At 70.6% G+C, this 11,399-nt stretch carries 9 protein-coding genes; 3 read left to right on the plus strand and 6 right to left on the minus strand.

The genetic code is table 11. The features are described 5' to 3' along the window. Window positions 1–8: 8 nt before the first annotated feature. Both JHE00_RS08705 and JHE00_RS08710 read right to left on the minus strand, forming a co-directional pair. A complete protein-coding gene (locus JHE00_RS08705; protein WP_200316767.1) occupies window positions 9–647 on the minus strand; it encodes an excalibur calcium-binding domain-containing protein in 639 nt (212 codons plus the stop codon). A 314-nt stretch (window positions 648–961) separates the two neighbouring features. Next, window positions 962–1,339 carry an excalibur calcium-binding domain-containing protein gene (locus JHE00_RS08710; RefSeq protein WP_230423542.1) on the minus strand — a complete coding sequence of 126 codons (378 nt, stop codon included), beginning with the start codon at window positions 1,337–1,339 and terminating at the stop codon, window positions 962–964. Between the two features lie 198 nt (window positions 1,340–1,537). Between JHE00_RS08710 and JHE00_RS08715 the strand changes: the two genes are divergently transcribed. Next, entirely contained in the window at window positions 1,538–2,185 is a 648-nt protein-coding gene (locus JHE00_RS08715) for a response regulator (RefSeq protein ID WP_200316770.1), read from the plus strand. On the opposite strand, the gene JHE00_RS08720 is transcribed toward JHE00_RS08715, so the two are convergent. From JHE00_RS08720 to JHE00_RS08735, 4 genes are all read right to left on the minus strand, one after another. Next, window positions 2,182–3,324: a GAF domain-containing sensor histidine kinase gene (locus JHE00_RS08720; protein ID WP_200316772.1), complete on the minus strand. Its 1,143-nt coding sequence runs from the start codon at window positions 3,322–3,324 to the stop codon at window positions 2,182–2,184. The two genes, JHE00_RS08715 and JHE00_RS08720, sit on opposite strands and share 4 nt — an antisense overlap. Before the next feature lie 14 nt (window positions 3,325–3,338). Beyond that, window positions 3,339–6,626, minus strand: coding sequence for a thiol reductant ABC exporter subunit CydD (cydD, locus tag JHE00_RS08725; RefSeq protein WP_200316774.1), 3,288 nt, complete (start codon window positions 6,624–6,626; stop codon window positions 3,339–3,341). Then, window positions 6,623–7,633, minus strand: a complete 1,011-nt coding sequence (cydB, locus tag JHE00_RS08730; protein WP_200316776.1) for a cytochrome d ubiquinol oxidase subunit II — start codon at window positions 7,631–7,633, stop codon at window positions 6,623–6,625. Before cydB ends, cydD begins: the two co-directional genes overlap by 4 nt. 190 nt (window positions 7,634–7,823) lie before the next feature. Next, complete coding sequence (locus tag JHE00_RS08735) at window positions 7,824–9,326, minus strand: cytochrome ubiquinol oxidase subunit I (RefSeq protein WP_200316785.1); 1,503 nt, start codon at window positions 9,324–9,326, stop codon at window positions 7,824–7,826. A gap of 122 nt (window positions 9,327–9,448) precedes the next feature. Here JHE00_RS08735 and JHE00_RS08740 point away from each other — a divergent pair, with 122 nt between their 5' ends. Both JHE00_RS08740 and JHE00_RS08745 read left to right on the plus strand, forming a co-directional pair. After that, window positions 9,449–10,645: a M48 family metalloprotease gene (locus JHE00_RS08740; RefSeq protein ID WP_200316787.1), complete on the plus strand. Its 1,197-nt coding sequence runs from the start codon at window positions 9,449–9,451 to the stop codon at window positions 10,643–10,645. 140 nt (window positions 10,646–10,785) lie between these two features. Continuing rightward, a complete protein-coding gene (locus JHE00_RS08745) occupies window positions 10,786–11,388 on the plus strand; it encodes a TMEM165/GDT1 family protein (protein ID WP_200316789.1) in 603 nt (200 codons plus the stop codon). Window positions 11,389–11,399 lie beyond the last annotated feature (11 nt).

Below are 11,399 nucleotides of genomic sequence, written 5' to 3' on the forward strand. Positions count from 1 at the left end.
GGGAGTGCTCACGCCTGAACTCGGCGTCGGGCGGCGAACACCGCACCGGCGCCGACCAACGTCAGAGCGCCGAGCGCGACCAGCCCAGAGCCGTCCTCGTTGTCGCCGGTGCCGCCAGTGGCGACGCCGCCAACGGGGTGCACCGCGACCTGCTGGTCGTCGTCACCGGTCGACGCCGAGCCGAAGTGGCTCTCACAGGCTTCGCCGTCGTTGTCGCCATCGAGGTTGTGGGGATCGCTGGGGTCCTGCTCGAGGGCAGCCTGCGCGTCGGACTGCGACGCGAAATCGTCGCAGTTCTTGTCGGCGACCGGAGCCTGCGTCGCCGGCGGCTGCTCGGCGGGCGGCTGGGTCGCAGGCGGCTGCTCGGCGGGCGGCTCCTCGACGGGCGGTTCCGGCGAGGGCGGCGGCGTGCCCGGGTCGTCGTCCGGGGCGCCGGGCAGGCTCTCGCAGGGAATGCCGTTGCCGTCGCGGTCGAGGTCGTACGGATCTCCCGGCAACGAGTCGAAAACCTTCTTGGCTTCCTCCCAGGTTTCGAAGTCACTGCAGTTGTAGTCGGTCTGTGCCTCGGCGGTGGCAATGCCGGTACAGGCCATACCCGCTAGTGCGAACGCGGAGATAAACACCATCAGACGGCGCTTGACGGACACGGGGATCCCTTTCGCGAGAAGGACGATGGATACCGAACGCCGGAAAGATCACGTCGGATGTTCGGTCATATCGATTGATCCATATCCGCTTGTTACAGAGTTGACCAAAAAGATAAAAGAAATCTCCTCACAGACATTCGGGGATGATTGTTGGCTCCTTTCCCCCGACCCCTCGGCGAGCACGCGACCTCGGGGTATGGACATCGAGGTGTTGCTCGTGAGTGTCCCGTCCGCACACCGATCGACGGGATCTCCTGCCAGGACGGCGCCGAGAACCGTGAGCGCCCGCCATCGGATCCGCCCGCCGGGAGTGGTCACTCCTGGTTGCGGCGCCGGACTGTGACGGCTGCGCCCGCACCGATCAGCACCAGCCCGCCGATCCCGCCGAGCACGACCAGTTCGGAACCGGTGCCGGTGTCGCCGCCGGTGCCACCGGTGTCGACACCACCCCTTGGCTGCACCGGGACCTGAGGCGGGCCGGTGGAGCCGTTCTCACACGCGATGCCGTCGCCGTCACCGTCGAGATTGTTGGGATCACTGGGGTCGCGATCGAGCGCGGCCTGCGCTTCGGCCTGCGAGGAGAAATCGTCGCAGTTCAAATCGTTCTGGGCCCCCTCCGCCGATGCGACACCGACGCAGGCCATACCCGCGAATGCGAACGCGGAAAGAAATATCGTCATACGACGCTTCATGGACACGGCGATCACCTTTCGCTTGTGGGGCAAGGGATATCGGCGGCGACAACAGTTCCGGATGTCTTTTGTAATCGATTTGCCCTCGCATGCCCGTTACCGGCAGCAAAAAGAAGACAGGAATGGCCCCCGCCATCCCGCGGTCGTTGATTGTTGGCACGTTCCCCCAGCACCTCGGCGAGCACGTAACCTCGGGGTATGGCCATCGAGGTGTTGCTCGTCGACGATCACGAGGTGGTTCGTCGCGGGTTGCGGGAGCTGTTGACCGACGAGCCCGACATCGAGGTCGTCGCCGAGGCGAGTTCGGCCGACGAGGCGCTCGCCGTGGCCATGCACGTGGAGCCCGACGTGGCCGTCGTGGACGTCCGGCTCGGCGAGACCGAGACCGACGGCGTGACGCTCTGCCGCGAGTTGCGGACCCGGCCCAACCCGCCGCAGTGCCTGGTGCTGACGGCTTTCGACGACGAGGAGGCCATGATCGGGGCGATCATGGCCGGGGCGTCCGGCTATCTGCTGAAGCAGGTTCGCGGGCAGGACGTGGTGAACGCCGTGCGCGAGGTCGCGGCGGGGCGGTCGCTGCTCGATCCGCTGACCACCGCGCGGCTGCTCGGCAAGATGCGCCATCCCACCGAGCCCGATCTGCTCGCCGAGCTGAGCGAGCGGGAACGCAGCGTGCTGGAGCTCATCGGCCAGGGCATGTCGAACCGCGAGATCGCCGAACGGCTGTTCCTGGCGGAGAAGACGGTGAAGAACTACGTCACATCGCTGCTCGGCAAGCTCGGTATGCAGCGGCGCACGCAGGCAGCGGCCTGGGTCGCCAGGCACGACGCGGCGCGCGGCGACTAGCGCAGCGGCAGGTCGAACGCCACGAGCGTGCCGAGGCTCGGCGAGGAGTTGACGAAGAACCTGCCGCCCGCGGCTTCGGCGCGCTCGGAGAGGTGCCGCAGCCCGCGCTGCGCGACGTCGTGGGGCACGCCGCAGCCGTTGTCGCGCACCCGCAGGCGAACGCCTTCCCGGTCGCGTTGCAGGCTCACCCTCGTCTCGCTCGCGCCGGAGTGGCGCACCACATTGGACAGTGCCTCGCGCAACGCCGCCCGCACGTGGTCGGCTCGTTCGGCGGGGATGTCGGCCAGCTCGCCGGAGAGTTCCAGGGTGGGCGGATAGCCGAGCAGTTCACCGGCGATGCGCACCTCGGCGCGCGCCGACTCCGCGAGGTCGGTCGCCGCCGGTTCCGGCGCGTGCGGCTCGGGATCGGGGGAGCGCAGGGCACGCACGGTGCCGCGGATCTCCTCGATGGTCTGGTCGAGTTGGTCGATCGCCTCGCCGAGCCGCGCGCCGTCGGCACCGGCGAACCGCTTGCGCATCCGCCGCCGCACGCGGTCGAGCTGCATCCCGGCCGCGTAGAGCCGCTGCACGATGACGTCGTGCAGTTCGCGCGCGATGCGCTCCCGCTCCTGGTAGAGCGTCACGCGATGCCGGGCGTTGGCTCCCTCCGCGAGTGCGAGCACGACACCGGCCTGGCTGGCGAACGCCGTGAGCATCTCCACCGTGCTGGCGGCGAAGGGCTCGCGGTCGCGCTCCCGGTAGACGGTGAGCACGCCGAGCTGACGCCCGTCCTTGCCGAACGGGGCCGCGGCGAAGGGCCCGTAGGACCGCAGCTCCCCCGGCACGTAGCGCGAGGTGCGCGGATCGCTGGTGACGTCCTCGGTGACGATCGGCTCGCCGCCCGCGGCCACCGTGCCGGCGGCGGACTCGGCGGGCAGCACGAGCCCGAGCAGGCCCGCGGTCTTCTCGCCGTGCGCGGACTCGACGGTGACGTGGCCGTCGTCGGCCCGCACCATCACGAGGCCAAGGTCGGCGTCGGCGAGCTCGGCGGCATGGCGGACGACGGAGCCCAGCACCGTGCCGGGGTCGTCGCCGGACAGTGCCGTCGTGGTGATCTCAGTGGCCGCGGACAGTGCTCGTGCGGCGATCGTGGGTTCCATCAGCAACATCAAGGTTATGCGCCTCCGCCCGCCAGAGCCGTCTGCCGCGCTGTGATCTGCCCTTCTCCGACCTCGAGCACCACGTCGGCGCCCCGCACCTCCTCCGGTCGGTGGGTGACGTGCACGACGGTCTTTCCGGCCAGTGCCTCGTCGAGGTTGGCCAGGACCAGCCGCGCGGTGGGCTCGTCGAGGTGCGCGGTCGGTTCGTCGAGCAGCACGAGGTCCGCCTCGCCCGCCGCGAGCACCGCCCTGGCGAGCGCGAGGCGCTGGGCCTGCCCGCCGGACAGGCCCGCGCCCGCGCTGCTGAGCACGGTCCGCAGTTCCAGGTCGGGCAGTCCGACGATGCGCAGCGCCTCGGTGAGTCGCTCGTCGGTGGCGTGCGGGTCGGCGAGGCGCAGGTTCTCGGCGACGGTGGTCGACACCAGCTGCGGCTCCTGCGGTGCCCACGCGACGCGGGTCGGCAGGCTCGCGTGCCCGTCTTCGGGGGCGAGGAAGCCGAGCAGCGTGGCGAGCAGGGTCGACTTGCCTGCTCCGGACGGTCCCACCACGGCGACGCGCGCACCTGGCGCGAGGTCGAGGTCGAGGTCGCGCAGCACGGGTTCCGCGCCGCCCGGCCAGCGCACGTCGACACCGCGCAGGGAGACGCCGTCGCCGCCGCGCACGATCCGGTCGGCGGCGGGAGGGCTCGGCCGGTCCCACGTGGCGGCGAGCCTGCCGTGGGCCTGGCGCAGCGAGTCCAGGTGCTGAGCCGCGGGCGGGAGCAGCGAGAGCACTTCCGCCAGCGCGAGCGGCACGAGCGCGAGCAGCGGCGTGACCACGGGGTTGAGCGTCCCCGCGGCGACGGCGCCCGCCGCGGACCAGGTGCTCGCGACGGCAGCGGCTCCGGTGGCGAGTGTGATCACGGCGTCGGCCGCACCCGCCCCGAGCGCCTGCTTGCGCGCGAGGGTGGTCAGGTCCGCGTCGGCGGCGGCGAGGTCGGCACGGCGCGCGCGGTGGGCCCCGAAGGCGATCAGCTCGGCGGCGACGTCGAACAGGCCGAGCACGCGTTCGGCCACGGTGCGACGGCCCTCGGCCAGCGCCGAGGTGGCGTGCCGTTCGACGAGCAGCGCGAGCCCGGGCGCGAGCATGACGGCGACGAGCGCTGCCACGGCGAGTGCGACTCCGGCCTCGGGCAGCACGATGGCCTGGATGCCGCACGCGCCGAGCACCACCGCGGCCACCACCAGGGGTGGCGTGACGACGCGAGGCAGCAGGTCGCGCACGGTGTCGACGTCGGCGACGAGCCTGCGCTGGCCTTCGCCGCGGCGCAGGCCGAGAGTGTGCGCGGGGCCGAGGCGCACCAACGCGCGCCACAGCCGGACCCGCAGCCGCTCGGCGATGCGGAACGCGGCGTCGTGGGTGACGAGGCGCTCAACGTAGCGGAGCCCGGCGCGGGCGAGTCCGAACGTGCGCACGCCGACCACCGCGACGGTGAGGGTGAGGATCGGTGGCTGCTGCGAGGCCTTGGCGATGAGCCAGCCCGAGGTCGCGGTGAGGGCGACCCCCGCGAGCAGTGCGGCGGCGCCGAGCGCGGCTCCACCGAGGAACCGGCCGCTGAGCAGGCTCCGCAGCCGCGAATTCCCCGACCGACGTTCGTCGGCTTCTTCCGCATCGCCCTGTGCGTGAACCGGCTCGTCTCCGGAGCCGAGCGCGGCGCGTTCGTGGGCGGCGATCACTACGGCGGCACCGGCACGCTCGGCGTCGCGAATGGCGGCGAGCACGCGTTCGGCGTTGGCAGCGTCGAGGTGCGCGGTGGGTTCGTCGAGCAGCAGCAGCCACGCGCCCGCCCGCACGCGCAGCAGTGCGCGGGCGACGGCGACGCGCTGCCGCTGGCCGGTGGAGAGGCGACCGACCGGCCGAGCCTGCAGGCCGGTGAGCCCGAGCTGGGTGAGCACGGCGTCGACGTGGGGCGAGCCGGGCGCGGCCAGTTCGAGCTCGTCACCGACGGTGCCGCCGGCGAAAGCGGGCGACTGCGGCACCCAGGCGATCGACTCCCGCCAAGCCGACATGTCGACATCGTTGAGGGGCGTGCCACCGATGGTGACCGTCCCGTCGGCGGGCGTCGCGAAGCCGAGGAGCACCGACAGGGTGGTGCTCTTGCCCGCTCCGCTGGGAGAACGCAGCCACACGGTGCTGCCCGCCCGCGCGGTGAACGACTCGCCGTCGGGCGCGTACCCGCCGCGGCGCGCCACGCGCAGACCGCTGACGCGCACCTCTCCGCGCTTCGGCGGCACCGATCCCGGCGTCGGCGCCTGCTCGGCGAGCACGTCGGCGACCCGGCGGACCGCTTCGACGCCGTCGTCGCTGGCGTGGAAGGCGGCGCCGGCGGTGCGCAGCGGCTGGAAGCACTCGGGCGCGAGGATCAGCACGCCGAGCCCGATGGCCAGCGACATGTCGCCGTAGACGAGCCGGACGCCGATGACCACGGCGACGAGCGCGACGGACAACGTCGCGGCGAGTTCGAGCGCGAACGCCGAGGCGAACGCGACGCGCAGGGTGTCCAGTGTGGTCCTGCGGTGCCGGTCGCTGACCCGCCGCACGGCCTCGGCCTGCGCGTCGGCCCTGCGGAAGGCTGCGAGCACGGGCAGCGCGCGCACGAGTTCCAGCAGGTGGCCCGAGAGGCGGTGCACGGCGTCGGTGGCCGAGGCGACCCGGTCGGCGGTGTGCTTGCCGATGAGGATCGCGAACATCGGCAGCAGCGGCAGGGTCAGCGCGATGATCACGGCGGAGGGCCAGTCGGCGACGAGCACGGCGGCGCCGACGCCGAGCGGCACGACAGCGGCGGTGACCAGCGCGGGCAGGTACTCGGTGAAGTAGGCGTCGAGCGCGTCGAGCCCCTTGGTCGTGAGCGTGGTTAGCTCACCGGGACCGTGCCTGGCGATCCATTCCGGACCGAGCCGCAGGGCGTGGTCCACGGTCTTGGCGCGCAGTTCCTCCTTGGCGCCCGCCGCGGCGCGGGCGGCGACGACACGGATGCCCCAGCCGATGACGGAGCGGGCGAGAACGACGGCGAGCAGCGCGGCGAGCGCACCCGCGTGCCCGGCGGTCTGTCCCGCGACGAGCGCCGCGAGCACCGACGCGAGCAGGAACGCCTGTGCCACCAGTGCGGCGGCGTTGAACAGTGCGAGTACCCCGGCGAAGGCCAACGCCCGGCGCGCCGAGGCCGAGAGGGCCGGCAGCGCGCCGAGCGGACCCTTTCCCGTCCGCAGCGTGTCCACTCTGGACACAGTGGCGGAAAGGGGTGTGCGGACGGGAGAGTTCATCGGGGCACGTGCACCTTCGGGATGTGGTGGGTGCTGATGCGCTTGCGGAACACCCAGTAGGTCCAGCCCTGGTAGACGAGCACGGCGGGAGCGCCGAAGGCGGCGACCCAGGTCATGACCTGCAGCGTGTAGGGACTCGACGAGGCGTTCGAGACGGTCAGCGAGTTGGCCGGGTCCCCTGTGGACGGAAGGACATCGGGGTACAGCGCGCCGAACAGCGCGACGGCGGCGCCCACGATGGCCACCCCGAGCGAGGCGAAGGCCTGGCCTTCCCTGCCCTTGGCGAGCCGCCACCACGCGACCGCGGCGGCGAGGAACACGACCACCACCGGGGCGACGGTCCACGCCTCGCCCTCGCGCACCTGGACGAGCACGACCAGCGCCAGCAGCGGCGCGAGGGCGACGGGCAGGATCCGCACGGCGAGCCTGCGGGCGCGGTGGCGCAGTTCGCCGTCGGTCTTGAGCGCGAGGAACGCGGCGCCGTGCACGATCGAGAAGCCGACGATGGCGACCGCCCCGAGCAGGGTGTCCCAGCGCACGGCCTCGAACGCGGAGCCGACGCGGTTGCCGTCGGCGTCGAGCGGCAGGCCGAGCACGGTGGTGGAGATGATGAGCCCGATGCCCAGCGGTGGGAGCCACGAGCCGAGGACGATCACGCGGTCCCAGGTGCGGCGCCAGCGCTCGGTGTCGACCTTGCCGCGGTACTCGAAGGCGACACCGCGGCCGATGAGGGCGAGCAGCACGACCAGCAGTGGCAGGTAGGCCGACGAGAAGAGTCCCGCGTACCAGGCGGGGAACGCCGCGAACATCGCTCCGCCCGCGACGATGACCCACACCTCGTTGCCGTCCCACACCGGCCCGATGGTGTTGATCATGACGCGACGCTCGGTGTTGTCGCGGCCGAGCACGGGCAGCAGCATGCCGACGCCGAAGTCGAATCCCTCGAGGAAGAGGTACCCAGCCCAGAAGAGGGCGATCACGCAGAACCAGACGATCGCGAGGTCCATCAGCACGGCCCTCCGGCCGATGTTTCAGGTGAAACCAGATTTCCCCAGGTTGTGCACAACAGCCTGAGTTGTCCACAATTTGCTGGCAGCACCCCGTGGATACCTGGAAAGCCGGTAGGCTGGCAGCGGGGACGCCCCCCAGGGAGGGTGGGGGGTTGCCTACTTACCCCGAACATCGTCTCGCTCCTCCTCAGTACGCGAACGCGAGTGCGTCGTCATCGGATTTGCCCTCGTCACCGCCGTCGTCGCGGTCCGGTTTCTTCGGGGGCATCACGCCCTCGATGCCGCCGCGGACGTACTTGACCATCAGGAAGACCTCCACCACCCCGAGCACCGCGTAGAGCAGGGTCAGCGAGATCAGCGAGGTCCACACCTCGCCCGTCGTCACGTTCGACACGGCTTGCGCGGTGAACATCCACACGCCGTCCACACCCGTCGGGTTGGGCACCACCACGAACGGCTGGCGGCCCATCTCCGTGAAGATCCAGCCCGCGCTGTTGGCGATGAACGGCAGCGCGATTCCGAGCAGCGTCATCCTCGGGAACCACTTGGTGTTCGGGATGCGGTCCCTGCGCGTCAACCACAGCGCCAGCACGCCGATCCCGGCCGAGAGCGCGCCGAAGCCGATCATGGTCCGGAAGCCCCAGTACGTCACGGGCAGGTTCGGCACGTAGTCGATGGGCTTGCCCGCGAGCTCGCCGAGCGCGGGATCGTCCGGATAGTTCGTGCCGTACTGCTCCTGATACTGGCCCACCAGGTCCTCGACGCCCTTGACCTCGGTCGAGAAGTCGTTGTGCGCCAGGAACGACAGCAACGCGGGCACCGTGAACGTCTTCACGCTCTCGCAGTCGGCGTTCGCGACGTCGCCAACGGCGAGGATCGAGAAACTGGCCGGCTTCTCGGTGTGGCACAGCGCCTCGGCGGCGGCCATCTTCATCGGCTGCTGCTCGAACATCAGCTTGCCCTGCATGTCGCCAGTGATCGCCAGCACTCCGAACGCCACGACACCGACCCAGGTGCCCAGCTTCAGCGACGAGCGCCAGACCTTGCGGTCCTCGTCGGCCTCCTTGCGCTTGCGCCACAACCGCCACGCCGCGATGCCGACCAGGAACGCCGCCGCCACCGAGAACGTGCCCGCGATCGTGTGCGGGATCGCCGCCAGCGCGGTGTTGTTGGTCAGCACGGCCCAGATCGAGTTCATCGTCGGCTTGCCGTCGACGAACTCCACCCCCACCGGATGCTGCATCCACGAGTTCGCCGCGAGGATGAAGTACGCCGAGGCCACTGTGGCCAGCGAGAACGCCCACACACACGCCAGGTGCACCCGCTTCGACAGCCGGTCCCAGCCGAAGATCCACAGGCCCAGGAACGTCGACTCGACGAAGAACGCGACCAGGCCCTCCATCGCCAGCGGCGCACCGAAGACGTCACCGACGAACCTCGAGTAGGCGCTCCAGTTCATCCCGAACTGGAACTCCTGCACGATGCCCGTCACCACGCCCATCGCGAAGTTGACCAGCAGGAGCTTGCCCCAGAACTTGGTCATCTTCAGGTAGCGCTCGTTGCCGGTGCGCACCCACGCCGTCTGCATGCCGGCGACGAGAATCGACAATCCGATCGTCAACGGCACCATCAAGAAGTGGTAGACGGTCGTGATTCCGAACTGCCAGCGCGCTAGTTCCAGGACCTCCACGTCCCTGACTTTCCTCCGCGAAGGCCTCTGCCCGTCAGGTCCCGTGGTCCCGTCGTGCGCGGGACGTAGGTCCCTGTGCCGAAAGCCTCCCGCCTGCCAGTCCTGTGTGGTTGCCTGTGCCCGTGGATTCCGTGGATGACGACGCGCGACTACGCCGGTTCCGCCTGCGACGCCGGGAGCCTGCGCAGAGCGCAGTGGCGTTTCTCGAGCGCATGCAGTCCGCACTCGTCGAGGGCCCGCCCTCAGGCCCGCCGAGGCTGACCGCGAACGACATCCGCAGGGCGCATCCGAGCGCGACCGACGCCGAGGTCGCCGCACTGCTCGCCCACCAGGCGGGGCCTGATTCCTCGATCCGGCCGCCGACCAGGTACGAGGAGCTCGGCGTGCACAAGTCCGTGCAGCTGGTGGCGTCGCGCATCGACGAGGCCGTCGTGCGGGCCGGGCGCGGACGCGGGAGCGATCCGCCGCTGGTCGGGCTGCTCGACGTCGGTCACCTCAACGCCCGCACGATGCGGATGCCCGGCGACGACGGCCACCTGGTGCTCGTGGACAGGGAGCTGCTGCAGTTTCTGTTCCTGTTCGGCAAGGCCGTCGCGCTCGCGGTCCCCTCAGGCCCGACGGCGCCCGCCGGCATGCTCGGCTTCGCCACGAAACGCGCCGACGTGCGCGCCCACCTGCGCCAGGACGACGAAGCCGTGCGCCGGTTCCTCGACGCCGTGTTCAGCTACGTGACCACCGGCCGCGCCTCGGCCGCCGAGCCCTACCGGGTCGCGCCCGGCGCGCAGCGGTTCTCGTCGATCGTCGTGCAGGCCGCTCACACCTTCCTTCTGGCCCACGAGTACGCCCACGTGCTGGAGGATCACGTCGGCGACGGAGAGCAGAGCCCGCGGTGGTCGATGAACCTCGAGGGCGTCGCCGACACGGTGGGCCTGCAGCTCACCATCGACGTCATGCAGCGGACGGGCCACGACCTGTACTTCACGTACTGGGGTGCCGAGCTGGTGCTGTTCGCCACCGAGACGGCGCTGAAGGCGATCTCCTTGCTGCGTTCCGGCAACGACGTGCGGGGAATGCGCGACGACGAATTGCACCAGCACGCCGCCTTCGAGGCACGCCGGACGATGCTGGAGTTCCTCGTGCGCGGCGAGATGGAGCGGGCCACCGGCGACAAGGACTCGTTCGAGCGGCAGTGGCAGGAGATCAGCGAGGGGCTGCACGTCATGCGCGACATCGTGGCCGAGCTGTGGCACGAGACCGAGCCGCTGCTGCGGCTCGCGCACGACCAGGGAGCCAGGCCCGCCGCCGTCTGGGAATCCTGATTTTCGGCAGGCCGAAGAAAATGATTAGTCAATCCAGCAAATAGGAACACCGGCGCCGAAAAAGGCGATTCGCAAATCCAATCAGCTGGGCATTCAGCACCCTCCCCTTTATCGTGGAAGCAGAAGGGGTGAGGTTTTCGATGTCCTCCGCGATGCTGGCGTTTCTCGCGACGTTCGCGCTGGTCATGGCCGTGGAGCTGCCGGACAAAACGATGGTGGCGACGCTGGTGCTGACCACGCGTTATCGCGCGCGAGCGGTACTCGCCGGCGTATCGGCTGCATTCGCCGTACAGGCTGTGATCGCCGTCGCTTTCGGCAGCGTGCTCACCCTTCTTCCCGACCGGCTCGTTTCCGTTGTCGTCGGGGTGATGTTCGGCATCGGCGCGGCCATGCTGCTGCGCGAAGGCTTCCAGCAGGGCGAGGACAGCAGCCACGACGCCGCCCGCTCCGGCGCCCAGCCCGTGTCGTTCCTGCGCGCCGCGATGACGTCGTTCGCGGTGCTCTTCGCCGCCGAGTGGGGCGATGCGTCGCAGCTCGCCACCGCCGGGCTCGCCGCCCGCTACGGCCAGCCCTTCGCCGTGGGTCTCGGCGCGTTCACCGGCCTGGTGTGCGTGGCGGCGCTGGCCGTGTTCCTCGGCAGCAAGATCCGCAGCAGGCTGCGGCCCCGGCTGATCCAACGCGTCGCCGGGTTCCTGTTCGCGGGGTTCTCGCTGTTCGCGCTCGGCGCGGCTCTGCTCGGCTAGCTCGGCGCGGC

The sequence above is a fragment of the Prauserella cavernicola genome, assembly GCF_016595675.1.
Classification (GTDB): Bacteria; Actinomycetota; Actinomycetes; order Mycobacteriales; family Pseudonocardiaceae; genus Prauserella_A; species Prauserella_A cavernicola.